Annotated in this window: 21 protein-coding genes and 1 pseudogene; 10 read left to right on the top strand and 12 right to left on the bottom strand. The window is 62.5% G+C overall.

Features of this window, described 5'->3' with window-relative positions:
- The first annotated feature begins 418 nt into the window (after window positions 1-418).
- Window positions 419-604, top strand: coding sequence for a hypothetical protein (locus IVA98_RS06620; RefSeq protein WP_247354527.1), 186 nt, complete (start codon window positions 419-421; stop codon window positions 602-604).
- 140 nt (window positions 605-744) lie between these two features.
- Entirely contained in the window at window positions 745-1,086 is a 342-nt protein-coding gene (locus tag IVA98_RS06615; protein WP_247301816.1) for a phasin, read from the top strand.
- Between the two features lie 461 nt (window positions 1,087-1,547).
- On the opposite strand, the gene IVA98_RS06610 is transcribed toward IVA98_RS06615, so the two are convergent.
- Window positions 1,548-2,378, bottom strand: a complete 831-nt coding sequence (locus tag IVA98_RS06610) for an alpha/beta fold hydrolase (protein ID WP_247354526.1) — start codon at window positions 2,376-2,378, stop codon at window positions 1,548-1,550.
- A 143-nt stretch (window positions 2,379-2,521) separates the two neighbouring features.
- On the opposite strand from IVA98_RS06610, the pseudogene IVA98_RS06605 reads away from it, so the two are divergent.
- Window positions 2,522-4,121, top strand: a pseudogene (locus tag IVA98_RS06605) (putative bifunctional diguanylate cyclase/phosphodiesterase); the annotation flags it as partial.
- Between the two features lie 46 nt (window positions 4,122-4,167).
- On the opposite strand, the gene IVA98_RS06600 reads toward IVA98_RS06605, so the two are convergent.
- On the bottom strand, window positions 4,168-4,428 hold the full coding sequence (locus IVA98_RS06600) for a hypothetical protein (protein WP_247354525.1): 261 nt from the start codon (window positions 4,426-4,428) through the stop codon (window positions 4,168-4,170).
- A 261-nt stretch (window positions 4,429-4,689) separates the two neighbouring features.
- Here IVA98_RS06600 and rocF point away from each other — a divergent pair, with 261 nt between their 5' ends.
- The gene (gene rocF, locus IVA98_RS06595; RefSeq protein WP_247354524.1) at window positions 4,690-5,667 is read left to right on the top strand and encodes an arginase; all 978 of its coding nucleotides are present in this window, start codon (window positions 4,690-4,692) and stop codon (window positions 5,665-5,667) included.
- Window positions 5,668-5,782: 115 nt separating this feature from the next.
- Window positions 5,783-6,067, top strand: coding sequence for a hypothetical protein (locus IVA98_RS06590; protein WP_247301807.1), 285 nt, complete (start codon window positions 5,783-5,785; stop codon window positions 6,065-6,067).
- A gap of 68 nt (window positions 6,068-6,135) precedes the next feature.
- Here IVA98_RS06590 and IVA98_RS06585 read toward each other — a convergent pair whose 3' ends face one another.
- From IVA98_RS06585 to IVA98_RS06570, 4 genes are all read right to left on the bottom strand, one after another.
- A complete protein-coding gene (locus IVA98_RS06585) occupies window positions 6,136-7,422 on the bottom strand; it encodes an NRAMP family divalent metal transporter (protein WP_247354523.1) in 1,287 nt (428 codons plus the stop codon).
- 203 nt (window positions 7,423-7,625) lie between these two features.
- Window positions 7,626-7,811, bottom strand: coding sequence for a hypothetical protein (locus IVA98_RS06580; protein WP_247354522.1), 186 nt, complete (start codon window positions 7,809-7,811; stop codon window positions 7,626-7,628).
- A 232-nt stretch (window positions 7,812-8,043) separates the two neighbouring features.
- Complete coding sequence (locus IVA98_RS06575; protein WP_247354521.1) at window positions 8,044-8,670, bottom strand: general stress protein; 627 nt, start codon at window positions 8,668-8,670, stop codon at window positions 8,044-8,046.
- A 12-nt stretch (window positions 8,671-8,682) separates the two neighbouring features.
- Entirely contained in the window at window positions 8,683-8,997 is a 315-nt protein-coding gene (locus IVA98_RS06570) for a hypothetical protein (protein ID WP_247337048.1), read from the bottom strand.
- A gap of 553 nt (window positions 8,998-9,550) precedes the next feature.
- Between IVA98_RS06570 and IVA98_RS36925 the strand changes: the two genes are divergently transcribed.
- A complete protein-coding gene (locus tag IVA98_RS36925; protein ID WP_256468156.1) occupies window positions 9,551-9,679 on the top strand; it encodes a hypothetical protein in 129 nt (42 codons plus the stop codon).
- 270 nt (window positions 9,680-9,949) lie between these two features.
- On the top strand, window positions 9,950-10,363 hold the full coding sequence (locus tag IVA98_RS06565) for a hypothetical protein (protein ID WP_247280579.1): 414 nt from the start codon (window positions 9,950-9,952) through the stop codon (window positions 10,361-10,363).
- Between the two features lie 175 nt (window positions 10,364-10,538).
- On the opposite strand, the gene IVA98_RS06560 is transcribed toward IVA98_RS06565, so the two are convergent.
- Window positions 10,539-10,865: a nuclear transport factor 2 family protein gene (locus tag IVA98_RS06560; RefSeq protein ID WP_247354520.1), complete on the bottom strand. Its 327-nt coding sequence runs from the start codon at window positions 10,863-10,865 to the stop codon at window positions 10,539-10,541.
- A 779-nt stretch (window positions 10,866-11,644) separates the two neighbouring features.
- Between IVA98_RS06560 and IVA98_RS06555 the strand changes: the two genes are divergently transcribed.
- Window positions 11,645-11,914 (top strand): DUF6894 family protein, encoded by a 270-nt coding sequence (locus IVA98_RS06555; protein ID WP_247280582.1) that lies wholly within the window; start codon window positions 11,645-11,647, stop codon window positions 11,912-11,914.
- Here IVA98_RS06555 and IVA98_RS06550 read toward each other — a convergent pair.
- Together IVA98_RS06550 and IVA98_RS06545 are read right to left on the bottom strand one after the other, a co-directional pair.
- On the bottom strand, window positions 11,908-12,114 hold the full coding sequence (locus tag IVA98_RS06550) for a hypothetical protein (protein ID WP_247280583.1): 207 nt from the start codon (window positions 12,112-12,114) through the stop codon (window positions 11,908-11,910). The two genes, IVA98_RS06555 and IVA98_RS06550, sit on opposite strands and share 7 nt — an antisense overlap.
- Window positions 12,111-12,311, bottom strand: a complete 201-nt coding sequence (locus tag IVA98_RS06545; RefSeq protein WP_247280584.1) for a hypothetical protein — start codon at window positions 12,309-12,311, stop codon at window positions 12,111-12,113. The genes IVA98_RS06550 and IVA98_RS06545 overlap by 4 nt, the downstream gene beginning before the upstream one ends.
- A 349-nt stretch (window positions 12,312-12,660) precedes the next feature.
- Here IVA98_RS06545 and IVA98_RS06540 point away from each other — a divergent pair, with 349 nt between their 5' ends.
- Window positions 12,661-13,146, top strand: a complete 486-nt coding sequence (locus tag IVA98_RS06540) for a DUF417 family protein (protein WP_247280585.1) — start codon at window positions 12,661-12,663, stop codon at window positions 13,144-13,146.
- A gap of 829 nt (window positions 13,147-13,975) precedes the next feature.
- Here IVA98_RS06540 and IVA98_RS06535 read toward each other — a convergent pair.
- The 3 genes from IVA98_RS06535 to IVA98_RS06525 all read right to left on the bottom strand — a co-directional run bounded on the left by IVA98_RS06535 (window position 13,976) and on the right by IVA98_RS06525 (window position 16,372).
- Entirely contained in the window at window positions 13,976-15,508 is a 1,533-nt protein-coding gene (locus tag IVA98_RS06535; protein WP_247354519.1) for an FAD-dependent monooxygenase, read from the bottom strand.
- Window positions 15,509-15,734: 226 nt separating this feature from the next.
- The gene (locus IVA98_RS06530; protein ID WP_256464850.1) at window positions 15,735-16,079 is read right to left on the bottom strand and encodes a response regulator; all 345 of its coding nucleotides are present in this window, start codon (window positions 16,077-16,079) and stop codon (window positions 15,735-15,737) included.
- A 56-nt stretch (window positions 16,080-16,135) separates the two neighbouring features.
- The gene (locus tag IVA98_RS06525) at window positions 16,136-16,372 is read right to left on the bottom strand and encodes a hypothetical protein (protein WP_247354518.1); all 237 of its coding nucleotides are present in this window, start codon (window positions 16,370-16,372) and stop codon (window positions 16,136-16,138) included.
- 184 nt (window positions 16,373-16,556) lie between these two features.
- On the opposite strand from IVA98_RS06525, the gene IVA98_RS06520 reads away from it, so the two are divergent.
- Complete coding sequence (locus tag IVA98_RS06520) at window positions 16,557-16,856, top strand: hypothetical protein (protein ID WP_247280589.1); 300 nt, start codon at window positions 16,557-16,559, stop codon at window positions 16,854-16,856.
- Window positions 16,857-17,220 lie beyond the last annotated feature (364 nt).

Raw genomic sequence — 17,220 nt, 5'->3', positions numbered from 1 at the left:
CTGACGATACAACCGCTGAGACGCGACTCAATAATTGCGTGTATATGCTGCCGAAGCGCCAGCTCGCGTCAGCCTATCTCTGTTCATATCGGAAACAAGTCGAAATGCAGGGCCAATTGACAGCGATCTCGGCTGTGTGCGTGATCGATGCCGCTTCTTGACGCAGGTAGGTGACGGCAGTCGATATTCGTGTTATCCGGAATTGCCGTGGCGCGATCCGGACGCATTGCTACAGCGGCTGTTGGGCTTGCCGGATGAGTTGTTCCTTGGCATAATTGCAACCTGTTCGGTTGGGCCATGCTAGACAGCCGGGCCTGCGGCCGAGAACTGATCCCCATAGAATCGGGTTGCGGCGTTCGGTCCCTCGCGTGCGACTTCGACGCAAGAACGTGAAGGCGAAGCTTGTCATAGGTGCGAGATGAAGAACCTTAATTTCGCGGCTGAACTGCACCTCAAGCTAGGCGCGCCCGCGGGCGGCACCGTCGAAAGCCTGCGCCTGCTCCGTGCGTTCCTGAAGCTCGAGCCTCGGCAGCGTTTCGAGGTCATCAAGCTCGTCGAAGACCTCGCCACCGAAGAAGCTCTTTCCGAACATCCCCTGTCCTGAGTAAGGCCGCGCCGGCCTTACGCCTTCTCCTTGGTTTCCTGCCAGATTCGGCCCACCAGGCAGCCCTCGTCAGGGGCCGGCCCGCTGGAAGGCGATCCGGTAAGTGTGGTATTCAGTCGGGAAAAGGGAGGAGTGCGACCATGATCGACCCGAAGCTTGAAGTTCCGGCCGAGCTGCGCGACCTGGCCGAGAAGACGATTGACCAGGCGGAAAAGGCATTCGGCATGTTTTTCGAAGCCGCCACCAAATCGATGACGACCGTTCCCGGCGCGGGGACCGAGGTGTCGAAGCAGGCGCTCGCTTTCACCGAACAGAACATGAAGTCGGCGTTCGAGCATGCGCGCAAGCTCGTTCACGCCACAGACCTTCAGGAAGCGATGCGAATTCAGTCCGACTTCCTGCGCAGTCAGTTCACCAACGCAGGGGACCACATGCGCCAGATGACTGGCAGCTTCATGCAACCGGGCAAGGACAAGTCCTGATTCTGTTGGTGCGGCGCTGCATGCCCACAAATTTGACTTTGCGCGCCGGCGAGTGCGCATTCTGATGCCGGGCAGGTCCATGATGGGCACTTAATGGGTTCATTCGCCGTCCATCATCCTTTTCTGCTGATCCGGTCGGTCTTCCGGCAGGGATTTGCAATTCCACCTGTCACGTTCGCCCGGCGTTCTACCGGCGCAGCGATCCGGTATAGGCCATGATGTCGCCGGCTTCCGTGCGGCTCAAGGGAAGCTCGGCATCTTCGCGCCGTCGAGCAGGAAGAAATCGAGTATTCTGGAATTGCGAGAGATCGATGCGCGCGATGATCGACTGCAGCAGCCTGCGCCTCGAACGATAGATCTACGAATGCGGGCGCCCGTGCCGCGGTGTCCCTCCGAGATCGCGGGACCCTCCTATCATGGCGGCTCGGAGCTGCCTTGACCTGCCGCAAAGGGGTTTCTGGCTAATAGTCGCCGGGGTTCATGATCATCGGGCTCTTCGTATCGGCCGGCGCGAGCGCGCTGCTGGCGCTGTCACGCAGGAAGCGATCGAGCGTCTCCTGGATCTTCGCCTTGGCCGAATCGGGACCGCGATCGCTCATCTCGGTGTGCTGTGCGCCGGTATGGACGATGTCGATACCGCGCGCTTTTGCCTCTTCCGGCGTCGGCAGCACGCCGGGATCGGCCACGAAATGCGGATCCTTCGAGCGGAACGACAGGATCTTCATGTTGTCGCTGAGCACCAAAGGCACCCGCAGATTGTCGAGCGTGATCACCTTCGATACCAGCTCCGGGTGCTGATGGGCGACATACATCGAGACATCGCCGCCGTTGGAATGGCCGACTAGAGTGATGTGGTCGTAGTCGACGTTCACCTGCCGCCTCTTCAACTCGCCTAAGACGAACAGTATGTTGGCCTCGCAGCGGACATAGACTTCACGCCGGCCGACATATTGCTGGCCGGCATGGGTCATCAGCGGCGGATCGCTCGGTAGATCCTGCTGGATGCTGGCAACCAGATAGCCGCGTGCGGCGAGCACGTTGGCCAGGAAGGAATATTCGGTTGCCTTGACGGTGTTGCCGTTGCTGATGACGGCGAGCGGAAGCTTCCAGAGGCCGAGATTGGCCTTTGTCTCGTAGTCGCGTCTCACCGCGACCTCAACCGAGATCGGCCGCTGGCGAGAAGCGTCGAACAGGGCCAAAGCCTCATGGCGGATCGCGAACCGGCTGACGACGAAATACTGGCCGAACCCGAGGACGCAGAGAAACGCCAGGATTGCAAACACCCTCTTCATGGCTCCGTCTCAATCACCTTTGGCTGAACATGGTCAATGGCAACCGCCGGATCGAGCGATCATGAGCAGGTTACGGGATTAAATTTAGGCAAGTCTGTGAGCAAAGGCCGCAAAAGCGCCGTGCGCGGCGATGCCTCGACGCTGCCGAAATAATCGGTCGCCCGTTCGGAACGCTGTGCGCCCTGGGGATGGCGACGCGAGGCCGTCCATGCACGATGCCGCGCGCCAGGCGCTGCTGGTTCCCGGCGGCGCCGTCGTCGTCGTCAAGTTCGAGGGAGGACGCAAGAACGGCGAGACATTTCCCGTCGAGGCGAGCTTCTCGGGCTGGCAGGGAGCGGACGGCTTTCAGTATGGAGCGATCCTGCGCGACATCTCGGTGCCCAAGCGCGAGGCCGAGCGCGTCAGGTATCTCGCCGAACATGGTACGCTGACAGGTCTTGCGAACCGCAGCATGCTGCAGGCGAGCCTCATCGGTCTGATCACCGCGGCGGAGCGGCGTTCTTCCGACCTCGCACTGCTCGTGCTCGGGCTCGACGGCTTCCAGCAAATCAATGACATGTGCGGGCATGCAGCGGGCGACCTCGTGCTGCGGGCGGTCGCCGAGCGCCTGACGACTGAGGTCGGCGCCGGGGCGATCGTCGCGCGCCTCAGTGGCGACGAGTATGCGGTCGCGCGCGATTGCGCGGACGCCAGCGAGCCGATTGCCGAATTCGCCGAGCGACTCGTGCGCGCCTTCGAAACGCCGCTCGCAACGGGAAGGCAGCATCAGGTCAAGATCAGCATCGGCGTTGCCATCTATCCCGACGGCGGCCGTAATGCTGACGATCTCCTAAGCAACGGCCATCTCGCGCTGACCAAGGCAAAGCTGACGCGGCGCGGCAGCCACGTGATCTTCGAGAGTGCGATCAGACAGGAGCTGGAGAAGCGGCTGAAGCTTGAGAGCGAATTGGCGCTTGCCGCGGATCGCGGCGAGTTCCAACTGTTCTACCAGCCCCAGGTTCGTCTGGTCGACGGCAGCCTGATCGGAGCTGAAGCGCTCATCCGTTGGCGGCACCCCTTGCGCGGCTACGTCTCGCCTGCGGAGTTCATGCCCGTGGTGAACACTTCGGCCCTGTCCGAGCGGATCGCGGACTGCGTGATGGAGACCGCCTGCCGTCAGGCACGCGCCTGGGAACTGTCGGGCAACGCCGTGCGCGTCGTGATCACCCTATCACCCTCGCAGCTCCACTCCGGCGATCTCGCGCATTCGTTTGCGGCGTTGCTCGAAGCGACGGGGCTCACGCCGCCGCTGCTCGAGCTGGAGGTCACCTAAGACATCCTGCTCCATGAGGAAAGCCGCGTGCTCGACATGTTCAAACGGATCCAGGAGCTGGGCGTCCGCATTCTGTTCGACGCTTTCGGTACCGGTTATGCAAGCCTGAGCTACCGGAAGAAGTTTCCGCTCGACGGGCTCAAGATCGATCGTTCATTCGTGGTCGATCTGCTTGCCGATTCTGACGATGCTGCGATCGTCAGCTCGACTATCGGGCTTAGCAAGCAGGTCGGTCTCACAGTCGTGGCTGAAGGTATCGAGAACCGCGCCACGGCGGACTTTCTGGTGAGCATGGGATGCGAGGAAGGGCAGGGGTACTTCTTTGTCGTCCAATGCCGGTGGAAGCGTTCGATCGGCAGTTCCTGGCGCTTGAAGTGCGCCGCCATCACTGCGGCCTGACGGGCCCGCTTCGATTTAGGGTTATTGTTTGAGCATGGCCTCTTCGGAGTACCGCTGGATAGCTTTTCGGATCATGTTCTAGCGTCGACGCGCAACCGCGACGCCGAACAGGAAAGCAACGAACAGGCTGGCGAGCGGCGCCTCGCGCGTGATCGCCGCAATCGTCGAGAGCGGCCGGCCCGGCTTTCGCGCTTCCTCGATCGTAGAGGTAAGACGATCGACCGCTGCATGCAGGCCTCCCGCGACTTCACCGATTGTGCGCGATACATCCGTCGCTGCATCGATGGCGCGTTCGGCCATGCCGGGCTGGGGATTGGACTGCGGTATCTCCGTGCTCAAGCGCGACCTCCAGGCCCGATGATGGAGGCCGGCACCTTTGGCTATCCGCGCGAGCGCTCGTGTTGAACAGCGGGTCTGACGACCTTTGGCTATCCGCGACAGGCGCCGTGGTTTTACGGCGGGTGCCGGCCTTGGAATGGGCAATTCAGCGCGCGGGATTTTGTTCCGGGACAATACGCCCACGGCGGACCTCACGGGGAAACGACGGGTGCGAATCTCTGTTAGGCTGGGCGGTAGCCAGGCCGATATCAGGAGATTGCCGTGACCGATCGGACCGCGACGGATCGAAACCGGCGCATCGCCTTGCTCGGCGCGCCCATCGACATGGGAGCTTCGCAGCGCGGCACCTTGATGGGCCCTGCTGCGCTGCGCACCGCAGGCCTTGCGACACTGCTCGATAGCCTCGATTTTGAGGTCGTCGACTACGGCGATCTTTCCGTGGCCGAGGTCCGTGACCTCGCCGACAGGCCGCCCGAGAAAGCCAATCATTACCGGGAAATCCAGCGCTGGACGCGCGTGCTGAGTCTCAGAGGCTATGAGATCGCGAAAAGCGGCGCAGTGCCGATCTTCCTCGGCGGCGATCACACGCTGTCGATGGGCTCGGTCAATGCGATGGCGCGTCATTGGAAGGAGCGCGGCCGCGACCTGTTCGTGCTCTGGCTCGATGCCCATGCCGACTACAACACGCCGGAAACGACGATCACGGCCAATATGCACGGTATGTCGGCCGCGTTCCTGTGCGGGGAGCCCGGCCTCGACGGACTGTTGGGTGACGATCCCCGCGCTTCGATCACCCCTGAGAGGCTAGATCTGTTCGGCGCGCGTTCGATCGACAAGCTCGAGAAGGACTTGATGCGCGCGCGCCGGATCAGGGTTGTCGACATGCGGCAGATCGACGAATTCGGCGTCGCTGTCTTGATCCGGCGCGTCATCGAGCGGGTCAAGGCAAGCAATGGCGTGTTGCACGTCAGCTTCGATGTCGATTTTCTCGACCCTTGCGTGGCGCCAGGCGTCGGCACCACCGTGCCCGGCGGCGCCACCTATCGCGAGGCCCATCTTATCATGGAGCTGCTGCACGATTCCGGCGTGGTGGGATCGGTCGACATCGTCGAACTCAATCCCTTCTTGGACGAACGTGGCCGGACGGCACGCACAGCGGTCGAGCTGATCGGCAGTCTGTTCGGTCAGCAGATCACGGACCGGCCGACCCCGAGCAATGCCATCGCGCCGGGCGAGTGAATCGGTAAAGCATGACGGGCTGTTCCCGCCTTCGCCGGGACCTTACCGAAGCCGGAGCGGAACCGGGGGCACGCAATTGAATTAACCTGCAGTAGGATAATTGCGGACGCTTCTGATGACGGCTGATCGTTTCGCGAGTTCCATCTCTACGGCACTTCGTCATCCCGGCGTGATCGCGCTGATCGTGGCCGGCGTGACGATTGCAGCGATGCTGATCGTCGACCACGGACCTTGGAACCGCGCTAAGACCCAGCCGGCCCACGTTGCTATGTATGCGACGACGGGGGAAGCTGCGCGCGCCGCAGGGGCCGCCGTGCTTCCGACCGAACCGAAATCGCCGATAGAGCCGGCCCGGCCGGGGCCGAAGACGTCGCCAACCGTTAATCCCGTCATACCGTAGCCTATCGACGTTGATCTCGGGCATGGGTGCGCGGCCGGGAGCGCCCTTCCGGCTCGCTTCGTTTCTCATCAGCCGATCACGGACGAGCCGAGCAGAGCGAGGACGGCGAGCGCCATCAGTGCAGTGCCGAGCCAGCCCAGCGCGATCAGCGATGAGCGGGCCCTGAAGTGGCCCATGATGGCGCGACTCGAGACGATCAGCATCATCATCGTCATGATGGGGACGGCGACGATACCGTTGAGCACTGCGCTCCACACCAGCATGTGTATCGAGTCGATTCCCGTGAAGCCGAGGCCGAAGCCGATGATAGTTGCGGCCGCAATGATCGTATAGAAGCCGACTGCTTTCTCAGGTTTCGCCTCCAGCGTGGCGTGCCAGCCGAAGATCTCGGCGACGCCGTAAGCCGCCGAGCCCGCCAGCACCGGGATGGCCAAGAGACCCGTGCCGATGATGCCGAGCGCGAACAGCGCGAAGGTGAAGTCGCCGGCGAGGGGCCGCAGCGCTTCGGCGGCCTCCGTCGCCGAATTGATCTTGGTCACGCCGTTGGCATTCAGCACCGATGCGGTGGTCAGGATGATGAAGAAGGCGATGCCGTTGGACAGCAACATGCCGGAGATAGTGTCGGCCCTGATGCGCGCGAGCTCCGGATTGCCGCCGCTCGGAACATCGCGCAGCGGCTTGTCGCGCTTGCCCTGGTTCATCTCCTCGACCTCCTGCGAGGCCTGCCAGAAGAACAGGTAAGGGCTGATGGTGGTGCCGAGCACGGCGACGACCATCAGGAAATAGTCGGCGCTGACATTCGCCTTGGGCCACACTGCGGCGAGCAGCGCCGTGCTCCACGGAATCTGCACGGTGAAAGCGGTGGCGACATAGGCGAACAGCGCAAGAGTGAGGAATTTCAGCACCGGCGAATAGCGGCGATAGGGCAGGAAGATCTGGAGCAGGGTCGAGCCGGCGGCGAAGATCAGCGCATGTTCGTGCTGGAGCCCGCCGATCACGAGCCCAAGCGCCTCCGCCATCGCGGCAATGTCGGCGGCGATGTTGAACGTGTTCGCGACAACGAGCATGGACACGAGCGCGAGCACCGCCCAGCGAGGCGCGAGCCGCATGACGTTGGCGGCGAGCCCCTTGCCGGTGACCCGGCCGATCCGGGCGCTGACGAGTTGAATCGCGATCATGAACGGGGTGGTCAGAAACACCGTCCAGAGCAGCGCGAAACCGAATTGCGCGCCGGCTTGCGAGTAGGTAGCGATGCCCGACGGATCGTCGTCGGCCGCGCCGGTGATCAGACCGGGCCCCAGCCTTTTCAAAAGCGACGGCGCGGACGTCTTGGAAGCGTGAGCGCTGTCGCGCATGGAAGGAAGGCCCTTGCTATGAGAACTTCATAGCAAATGCTAATGGGGGAACAGAAGTTCCCCATTGGAGCTCGCGGCCGCACTTCGGATGAGGCGAATTTTGATTGATGTCCGGCAAAACAGTGTTAGAAACGGACCATCGCAAGAGCCGTCGATCTAGATCCTCGCCGGCTTCGCAAGATCGTCTTTCGGCCAGCGCGATGCTACTTGAGGCTAACGAACATGCCCCAGGCGGCGGCGAGCGCTGCGCCCGTGAAGAGGACCACCGGATTGTCGCAGAACGCGCCGCCATAGCGGCACACGTCTGCTCCGAACTGGCCGAGCTCATGACGGCTGGCGGAGTAGAACAGTCCCGACAGCCCCAGCAATGCAGCGGCGACGAAGTACATCGGTGGTCTCTCCCGGTCCCGTTTGCGTTCTTTCGCAACGAGAGCAAATCGACATGCCCAGCATGGCGCGAAAAGCTTTCATTTCGCCGAAACCGATTCGGCGCCTTTTAGATAAAGTTTGACAGGTGGTTCCCTGTTTTTCCCGACGCGGCTTCGGCAAGGCAGACCCGCTCGACCATCAAAAAAAGGCCCCACCAGCGCGGGGCCTTTGTCTTGTCGGGTCGGCCGGGACCTATCGCCGCGCGCCCATGCCGTAAAGCTCGCGCTCGCGGCGGATGTCGTCGGGAGCGAGAGGCGGGCTTGCGGCATCGAAGTCGGTCCAGCCGGCTTTCTGCCAGGCAGAGCTGCGCTCCTGAAGGTTGACGGATCTCTCATGGAGAAGCGCATCGAGCCGTGCGCGATCCTGGTCAGGGACCCTCGCCGAGACGAGCGTGCCGCCGCGGCGGACGCCTTCAGCGTAGCGCGCGGCGTCTTCCTTGGAGACGCCTGCTTGGGTCAGTGCGCCGACGATGCCGCCCGTGGCCGCGCCTGCGGCTGCGCCGGCAGCCGTGGAGGCGAGCCATCCCGCAGCCACGACCGGTCCTAGACCGGGAATGGCGAGCAGGCCGAGACCGGCGAGAAGGCCTGCTGCGCCGCCGAGGCCGGCGCCTATACCGGCACCCGTGCCGGCGCCTTCGGCGCGATCGTCGACGCCGTCGCGGTCACGATCGATCTTGCCGCGCGATGAGCCGTACCAATTGTCGGAATTGTTGGCGACGATGCTGATGTCGGAGTGCGGCACGCCGGCGCTCTGGAGCCGGGTGACGGCCTGCTCGGCATCGGAATAATTGTCGTAGAGACGAGAAATGGTGATCGTCATGCTGTCTCCTCCTTACTTCGCGGGATTGACGTTGCCTTGGAAGTCAACGCTGACATCGGTCTTGGTGCCGGCCTTGTCGGCCTTGCCTCGCCAGACGCCTTCGTTGTCCTTCTGCAGGCCGGAGACGTTGGAATATCCCGCGTTCTCGATCCGCGACCTCGCCTGTCCCTCGGTGAAGCTGTTGCGGCCGGCGACCGGCGCGTTCGAGTTGTTCTGGTCGGAGCTGTTGACGGCATTGTTGCCCGGTCCGCTTTGCGCGGGTTGGGCGCCCGCGGGCGCAGATGCGAGCAGCAACAAGGTTGCGGCCAGCAAAGTCAGACGTGACATGTTTTGTCTCCTGCAAGGGATTGTGCCGGCGACAACGAGTGAGATTCGAATTGGTTGCCTGCGATCGAAGGCACGGAGTGGCGCAGCACGATCTTGCTGCGACCGAGCTTGGGAAGGCGCTGAAGTAGGAACTTCTGCCGCTTTGTCCCGTTGGCCGACCTTCGATCCAACCGCCACTTCAACACGCGACCGCTGTTCAATTGCGTCCCATGGCGGCGTGCACTTTTGGACATTCCCTTGAAGCCGTCTGTGCTCTGTTGAATCAAGGCCAGCATGGACCGAGACAGAGACAAGCGGATTCTTCAGGAACTGCTGGAGCGCTGCCGGAAGCTCTCGCGTGATTTTCCGAGCGGGCCCACGGCCGAGCATATCCGTGAGCTGGAGGCCGAGCTGCTGGACCACCTGCGTGCGCTCGAACGGAGTGATGTAGGAACTTGGGTAGGGAGGCCTTGTTGCCCTTCTCGAACGCTTCGACTCTCCAAGGCCACCTATGCAATCCCGCTATCCGTTGTCGAAGAATGGACAGTGGAAAGAGCATGAGCCATTGAAGGCCATGGCTGAAGCGGGCCGGCAACCGGACGAGATTGCGAAAGAGCTCCATCGCAGTGAAGCGGCCGTCAGGATACGCGCCTGGCAGCACGGCATTGCGCGGCGCCTCGTCACATCGAAGCGCGGCAAGTGAGCGCAGCTAGACATCTACTCACAAAACATGCGTTGAGCTTGAGCGCTCCAGATGATGTCCGCTCATCCCTCGACAGCGGCACAAACGGCCGACATCGTTGAACGCCGCCGATGGGCCACACCGGACATAAGGCTTTGCCCAAAGCGGAGTTGGCGAATGGGGCGCGCCTCACTGGGCCTTGCGGTTCTGCGGGCTCAGGTGTGAGATGATGCCAGGCACCTGGCCAGGCGGTCAGGTGCCGTGGCAGCTTTCATCAGGGAGGGCCTAACAATGGCACCAACGGCACCAGGTGGTATCAAAAAGAAGAAGGGTGGCGGAGAGATGACGGTCCCGGAATTTGCGATGCCGGCAAGTGCTGTTCCCGGCATTGCGCAAGTGATCGTCAATGCATGGCAAGGCGATCCAAGCCTCGACAAGATACTGGACCGTACCACGGCCGGACCGAACAAAGGAATGGCCACGGCAGATGCCGTCGCGCAAGCCACAGCGGCAATCAATGCAGCGGCACCGGGATACGGTTTAATGCGGGCCGTAATAATCACTGAAGACGAGCACGATAGTGGATACACGATGGAAACTGACGAAGATGTGGTCTTCGTGCTTCCAAAAGCTTCTCGCGTGAACGGAACAAATCTTCTTGAGACGGCCAAGTTGCTAATGGCCTGTACGCCAAACGGGATTTAGAAACTCCGCAGCGTTGACGTGGGGCCGCGCTACATCGGCGCGGCCCCTCTATTTAGCGCTTGCAGAGCGCATCGGCGAGATCATCGGAATGGCGCGAGGGCTGACGGAGGCGGAGGATCGCATGGCGACGGCGATCACTTACCAAGGAGCCGACGGTGCTTTCATGAGTACGGCCTTAGTTCGAAGGACCGCAAACGTGCGAGGCGATCTGCCCCTGCGCGTTGAAGCTCAGGCTTGCGCTGACGACGCCGCCGCTCGCGATATATGAAATGACCGTCGTATCTCCCGATGGCTTGAGGTCGTTCAGGCTTGTGGCGGGATAGTCCCGCAGACGATCGCGCCAATAGGCGCGTCGGCTATCCTTGCCGGAGCACGTCTTCATGCCGCCGCAGCCGCGGTGAATCACCGCGTCATCGGCATACATTCCCAGGATGGTCTCAATATCGCCGGCGCGGTAGGCATCAAGCCAGTCGACCGCAGCGGCCATCGGGTCAAAGGACATCGTCCTACCTACGTGCCGTTTCGTCGGCCGGCGGTTTAGGACAGGGACAATGAATGCGACGTGAAAGTCGTGGCGGGTGGCCGTTCACCTATCTGTCGGAAGGGTGAACAGGAGCTTGCCGCATTAGTCTATGCCGGGTGCAGACGGCGCCCGGCGGCTTCGCGCATTGCGGTGTTCAATTGTGCACACAAGTCGCGTGGCCAGGCGGCGCCCCCGACGAAACGCGCCTGAAACAATGCTCAAACCCGATTGTCCTGAACTCCACAGCCGTCGCCTCTGACCAACCCTGCGAAAAGGAGACAATCATGATCCAGGTCGGTTCGAAGGAAGAAGTCGCCTTGGTGCTGGCGCTGTTCGGCACCCACACCCAGCCCATCAGGACGCCGAGGCCGAAATCCTCCCGCGGATGAGGCGCGTCCCATGCCCGGTTTGGCCGAGCTTCCTGGGTCTCTTGATTGGAGGGGAGATCCCCAGGCGATCCCACTGGCCGAAAATGCGATCGATCAGTATCTGGCCATCACGCCGGCCGGCGCGCGCGGACGCGGCCTGTGCGAGCTCCAGCGCGACGCACGCGACCAGAACGGGGCCGCGATCGTGGTGCAGCGCTCGTTCCGGAGACAGTGGACGTCTATATCGCGCGTAAGCTGACGGAAGAGCGTGCGGACGTCGGAGCGTGACGGGCCTCGCGACCGGAACAATCCGTTGATGCCAAGGCAACTTTTTCGCCCCGCATAGAAACCTTTGCCGCCTTCGCGCCTATTAGGGCAAAGGATGCCGAAATGCCCCGATATTATTTCGACCTGCGCGACGAGAACGGCACCGCGCTCGACGAGGAGGGGCTGGAACTGTCCAGTCCGCGCGCCGTTCAGGCGGAGGCGGCCAAATCGCTGGGCGACATGGCACGCGACGCCATCCTCTCCGCGTCGCTAAGCGGCAGCAGGCAGACGATGGCGATCGAGGTTCGCGATGGCAACGGTCCCGTGATGCAGGTGACGTTCTCCTTCGCCATCGAGAGTTACGAGACGCGGCCGCGCGGGCGCGATCATTGACGCGTGAGCTGGTGCGCCGGCGATTGCTCGGGCTCCAGCACGGCGATCTTGCGGCCCAGCTGCCAGACCTCGACCTTGCCGTGGCGCGTGAACTGCCGCGCGAAGGTGAGGGCGGAGGCGTCGGAGGCCGCCTCGAACGCCTCGGCGGAGCGGAACACGCCGTTCTCGCCGACCAGATAGGCGCGATATTGATTTGTCATGTGGGCGCCCTCAGGCCGGGCGAATGCAGCCAGGCATCGATCTGCATGGCGGTCTCGTCCTGCCGCGCCCGGCGCAGCAGCATCTCGCGACGGCGCCCCGGGGTCAGCGTGCGCGCTTCCTCGCGCAGGCGTGCGGCATCGTCTGCGAGCCGTTCGGTGAGTGTCTTAGTCTGCTTGAAGCGACGACGCGTCTGCATGGCGCATCTCCCTTGTTCGAGATAGGACGGGAGCGCAATCCGGCGTTCTCATCACCGATCTCATGCCACGGGCCTTGCGGTGATGTATGAACCGTACGCCTGCGGCTACGCAGAGTCAGTATCTTTTGATATGTAGCGAAGAACTATTTTCGAGAGCAAGTTGAGCCACTTACTCAACTGAGTGCAGCGACGCTGTGTTCAATTTTGAACAGAGCCGGCCTCGGCCGACCCGGCGCCCACGAGCTCGTGAACCGGTCGTGACCGGGACGGCGTAACGGATCGGCCGCTGCCTGCGTATCACCGGCAGCCCGCAACAAACGCCCGAGCAGCCAGGGGAAGACCACGTCCAATGAAAGCAGAATTCAACGTCGCCGAAGCCGGCAACGGATCCTATCGCCTTCTCGCGATCCTGCGCTGGGTCATGGTGATCATCTTCGTCTCGTTCGGCATGCAGAAATTCACGCCGCAATCGGCGCAAGGCATCGCGCAGTTCATCAGCAACAGCCCGTTCATCTCCTGGCTTTCGCTGTTTGGCCTGCGCGGCGAAGCCTATGTGCTGGGTGTCACCGAGTTCGCGATCGGCGCGCTGCTGATCGCCGGCGCGTTCAATCCGCTGATGTCGGCGCTCGGCGCCTTCATGGGCGTCGTCACCTTCGCCGTCACCTTCTCGTTCTTCTTCACCACGCCGGGCGTGGTGACATGGAGCCTCTCGACCGATCCGATGGCCTGGAATCTCACCGGCGAGTTTCTGTTCAAGGACATCGTGCTGCTGTGCGTCTGCGTCGTGTTGCTGCTGGCGTCACTGCCGGAGGCGATGGGTCGGGTGCGGGAGTGAGGAGCTGAGGGGTGGAAGAGGGGGCGCGACTTAGCTCAACCACCTTCGCTCATGCTCGAATTAATTGGCACCGATCTTCTTGCTCAGCGACACGCGCCAAGGAAGGTCTGTGGACATTGTTGTTTGTTCTAGACTGAAGTGTCAACCTTTGGGGAAGGAGCGAATCTCGTCCTAAATTTTCTGCGGGGTTGGTCGATGAGTAATTCGCTTCTCGCTTTGGTCTTGTTGGACGTCCGGCAACGCCCGACATGTTCGGCGTTGCCAAGATCCTGCGCTCGCGACATCCGAATTTGGCAACATAGCCGGGTGACGATCCGCAACAGTCTCTGGCAAATTCGCCGCTCATTCGCTGCGGCAAAGAGCTTATCGCGGTCATTCGATGGCGGCTCGGGCCGGTGGGCGCACGCTACCACGTACTTGGCCGGGGAGTAAGGTGGTAGCGACGCGGCATCGAGGTCACCTGATCGTCTCCATGCTGGGAAAGAACGAGCGACTGCTCGTTGCCGCGCATAACCACCGCAGTCATGGGCGCGTTGATCGCCGCAAGCCGGAATGCTGCCGCGTGGTGTCGGCTAGCAAAGTCGCGCGGCCTTCTAGTCTCTGGCTGGACATGTCCAGCCGATCGTTCGGCCGTTCGTGACCAGCCCTTCACCCTGTGGGTCGACATTCTTCCCTTCCAGTCGGATGGGAAGATTGGCACAATCACGGTGAGATTGTCCGCTTTCGTCGGGCGCGAGATCGAGTTCTGGACTGGTAAACACTGGCAGAATAGCATCATCGAAAGAGTTCGGATCAGCCCGCGGGGTGTCGCGGCTGTGACGTTCGTGCGCTACGCAGCAGCGGGTCCGAACCAGGTTGTCAGCGCATCCGCCAGTCCGCGTTGACGCTCGTCTCCCACCCAGGCCACATGGCCGTCGGGTCGCACCAGCACTGCGCTCGGCGGGGCGACCCATCCGGTAGCCGGAAGCTCCCATGGGCCATCGTAATCGGCGATAATGTAACTGACGCGATCCGCCCAGGCCGTAACGTCGATGCCGTCGGGCTTGCCAAAATTGAGCAGCACGCCGCGCGCGCTGTGCAGCAGCGTGAACAGTTTGAGCTTCTGGCCTTCGACCGACAGACCGAGATCCGGCATGCGGTGTCCGAGCAGCGCGTGGCCATCGCCGAGATCGTAGCGGATGTCGAGCCCGCTCATCATTGCGCCAACGCGCTGGCGCGGCTGGTCCATGGCGAGCACCTCGGAGACGACGTCGCGCGCGGCCTTGAGGCCGTCATCGCCGCGGCGGAGCAGCGCGATCTGCGCCATGGTGTTGCGCAAGACGCGCGCGGCAACGGGGTGACGTTCGGAATGGTAGGTGTCGAGCAGCCTGTCGGGCGAGATGCCCCTGACCACCTGCGCCAGCTTCCAGCCGAGATTGACGGCGTCCTGCACACCTAGGTTGAGGCCTTGCCCGCCGACGGAGTGATGGATATGCGCGGCATCGCCGGCGAGCAGCACGCGTCCGCTGCGATAGGATACCGCCTGCCGTGCCGCATCGGTGAAACGGGAGATCCAGGCGGGGCTGTGGAGGCTGAAATCGGTGCCGTAGACCGCGACGAGGGCCTCGCTGAGGTCGCGCAAGGTGGGCTCGCCGGTGCGCTCGAGCGTTGCTTCCGTCACGACGACCAGCACGCGGCCGCTCTCGGTCTTGCTGAGGCCGTGAAACCCGAGCGCGTCGTGACGCAGGCCAAGGGCTGGCGCCTCGCGCATTTCGACCTCGGCCATGAGATTGCTGAGCGTCGGATCGAAGCCGGCGAAGTCGATGCCTGCAGTCTTGCGCACGGTGCTGCGGCCGCCATCGCAGCCGACGAGATAATTTGCGCGCAGCTTCTTTCCGCCCGACAGTGCGACGTCGATGCCGGTCTCATCCTGCGCAAATCCCGTCACCTCGGCGTGGCGATAGACCGGCACTGCGAGCTCTTCGACCCAGCCGGCCAGGATGCGTTCGATGTGGCTCTGCCGCAGCGCGAGGCCGTAAGCGTGCCGGGTCGGGAGGTCGCTGATGTCGAGCCGCGTCCAGGCGAAGCCGGCGAGCTGGGTGATCTGGCCCTCGCGCAGAAAGCGGTCGGCGACGCCGCGCTGATCGAGGATCTCGATGGTGCGGGCGTGCAATCCGCCGGCGCGCGTCTCGGCCAGCTCCTGGTTCGCACGCCGCTCGACCACTGCGACGTCGACATTGGCGAGAGCGAGCTCCGCAGCCAGCATCAGGCCGGTCGGGCCACCGCCGGCGATCACCACGGCATGATCGGTCGTCGCTGCGCTGCCCGCGCCGGCGCGACGAGCCTCGTGGCGCGAACGGGACGTCGGAAGCAATACAGGCATGTCGTGACCCCTCGATGTGTTGGCCGGGCCACGGGTTCTACGGCAGGAGCAGGGACTTGAAGCAAGCCCCTTGCCCACCACATATCTAGCTGGGAGGAAGGCTTCCTCTTGCGTTCGACGGTGTTTGACACGTCGGGCAAAACACTGGCAGAATGGCATCGTCCAAAGAGTTTGGTTCAGCCCGCGCGGAGCATTCCGCTGCGGGCCTTTCTTTTGGGTGTGACGGTCAGCAAATGCCGGTGGTTCGCTGCATGATGTCGGCGAGTTCCTCGAACGAGAACGGTTTCCTGATCATCGGCAGGCCGCCGCGCCGGGGTTCGCGACCGGATAGTTGAAGCATCTTCAACTCGGGGCGGATTCGCTTGGCCAGCTCGGCCAGTTCATGACCATCCATGCCCGGCATATTGATGTCCGTGATCAGGACGGAGATGTCCTGGTTCTCCTTGAGCTGATCGAGCGCATCCCGACCGTTTTGGGCGCTGACCACTTGGCAGCCGAGATCCTCCAGCATGCCGACGATCACCTCGAGGACGGCGGGGTCGTCGTCAACAACCAGGACAGTGTGACTCATCGAACGAACGTTCCTTCCAACGAGAGTAAACGCGCCTCTCGTCAGGTAGGTTCCGCCTAATCGTCTTTCGATAAATCGCCGGGTCTGGTGGGAAGGTCGATGGCGCCGCCCTCGCCATGCGCGAGGTCGCGGTCCCTGTCCTCGGTCTCGCCGACGTCTTCGCTGATCGCTTGTTGCGTCTCTCGCGCCTTGTCGATGCGCGGCTTGTCATCGCTGCGCGGCTTGTTGTCGCTGCGCGGCCTGGCTCCCGGCAGGTTTCGCAATGTCTGTTGTGACGTCGCCTTGGGTGTCATCGGCCGATCCTCCTGATCGGCTAACTTTTGCCAGACCCGCAAGTTCGTTTGAACGTTGGGTAAAAGTGCTTGGTCTTGACTCTACGGACGCTCTCGCAGGATTTGCGGCTGTCACAGCCAATCTCGTCGCCACATTCTACTTCGCCAAGCGCGGCTTCGAGAATGTTGCAAGGATCATCAGGCGGTGAAGATGCCGGACGACGAAATCAAGGCCATCGTTGCCGAGACGCTGGCCGCGCAACACAGACTGCGGCAGGAGAGCATCGATGCGATCGCATTGAAAGCAATGGCGTCGGTGGTGGCCTCTTTTGGAATTGAGGATGACGATCGGAAAGAGCTCAGGGCGGACTTCCAGCATCTGCGGCGATGGCGGAAGAGCGTGGAGCAGGCGCAGAGCTATGCATTCAAGGTCGTAATCACGGTGATCGCCACCGGTCTGATGGGGGCCATCTGGGTCGGCGTCAAGGTCGTGCTGACCAAGTGAGGCTTCCACTGCGGCGACATCGCCGCACGACGGATCGAGGTCACTTCTCACCAATGGGTATGCCAGGTACAGAATTTGTGTGGCCGATGCGTCTGATGATGACGTTGCCGGCAGCTTCGCCGATCTGCACCAGCTGACGTTTTCGACGCCGCGGCGATGCCCCGGTTCGACATTGGAACCTGGTGCCTGGTCTATCTGGCGATGACGCAGTCGCCTTTTGCCGATGTTGTATCGTCCACACCCGTGCGACATTGCGGCTATTTCTCAAGGTTCGGGGTCTTGCGGCGGCATTGAGGCCCAGGGTCCAAATCAGGTTGATGGGAGCCATCGAGGCAAGGGGGCGCCGTATCGGCTGGGACAGCGT

Source organism: Bradyrhizobium sp. 160 (genome assembly GCF_023073735.1).
Lineage (GTDB): Bacteria > Pseudomonadota > Alphaproteobacteria > Rhizobiales > Xanthobacteraceae > Bradyrhizobium.
Note: the sequence above shows the minus strand (reverse complement) of the source record. Positions and strands in the feature narration are given on the sequence as shown.

Bases quoted from the DNA above. Each gene is read 5' to 3' on its own strand.
- IVA98_RS06530 (WP_256464850.1), bottom strand. From the start codon at position 16,079: ATGAGTCACACTGTCCTGGTTGTTGACGACGACCCCGCCGTCCTCGAG.
- IVA98_RS06535 (WP_247354519.1), bottom strand. From the start codon at position 15,508: ATGCCTGTATTGCTTCCGACGTCCCGTTCGCGCCACGAGGCTCGTCGC.
- IVA98_RS06525 (WP_247354518.1), bottom strand. From the start codon at position 16,372: ATGACACCCAAGGCGACGTCACAACAGACATTGCGAAACCTGCCGGGA.
- IVA98_RS36925 (WP_256468156.1), top strand. From the start codon at position 9,551: ATGGCTGAAGCGGGCCGGCAACCGGACGAGATTGCGAAAGAGCTCCAT.
- IVA98_RS06555 (WP_247280582.1), top strand. From the start codon at position 11,645: ATGCCCCGATATTATTTCGACCTGCGCGACGAGAACGGCACCGCGCTC.
- IVA98_RS06540 (WP_247280585.1), top strand. From the start codon at position 12,661: ATGAAAGCAGAATTCAACGTCGCCGAAGCCGGCAACGGATCCTATCGC.
- IVA98_RS06580 (WP_247354522.1), bottom strand. From the start codon at position 7,811: ATGTACTTCGTCGCCGCTGCATTGCTGGGGCTGTCGGGACTGTTCTAC.
- IVA98_RS06565 (WP_247280579.1), top strand. From the start codon at position 9,950: ATGGCACCAACGGCACCAGGTGGTATCAAAAAGAAGAAGGGTGGCGGA.
- IVA98_RS06590 (WP_247301807.1), top strand. From the start codon at position 5,783: ATGACGGCTGATCGTTTCGCGAGTTCCATCTCTACGGCACTTCGTCAT.
- IVA98_RS06570 (WP_247337048.1), bottom strand. From the start codon at position 8,997: ATGTCACGTCTGACTTTGCTGGCCGCAACCTTGTTGCTGCTCGCATCT.
- IVA98_RS06575 (WP_247354521.1), bottom strand. From the start codon at position 8,670: ATGACGATCACCATTTCTCGTCTCTACGACAATTATTCCGATGCCGAG.
- IVA98_RS06545 (WP_247280584.1), bottom strand. From the start codon at position 12,311: ATGCAGACGCGTCGTCGCTTCAAGCAGACTAAGACACTCACCGAACGG.
- IVA98_RS06585 (WP_247354523.1), bottom strand. From the start codon at position 7,422: ATGCGCGACAGCGCTCACGCTTCCAAGACGTCCGCGCCGTCGCTTTTG.
- IVA98_RS06610 (WP_247354526.1), bottom strand. From the start codon at position 2,378: ATGAAGAGGGTGTTTGCAATCCTGGCGTTTCTCTGCGTCCTCGGGTTC.
- IVA98_RS06560 (WP_247354520.1), bottom strand. From the start codon at position 10,865: ATGTCCTTTGACCCGATGGCCGCTGCGGTCGACTGGCTTGATGCCTAC.
- IVA98_RS06550 (WP_247280583.1), bottom strand. From the start codon at position 12,114: ATGACAAATCAATATCGCGCCTATCTGGTCGGCGAGAACGGCGTGTTC.
- IVA98_RS06615 (WP_247301816.1), top strand. From the start codon at position 745: ATGATCGACCCGAAGCTTGAAGTTCCGGCCGAGCTGCGCGACCTGGCC.
- IVA98_RS06620 (WP_247354527.1), top strand. From the start codon at position 419: ATGAAGAACCTTAATTTCGCGGCTGAACTGCACCTCAAGCTAGGCGCG.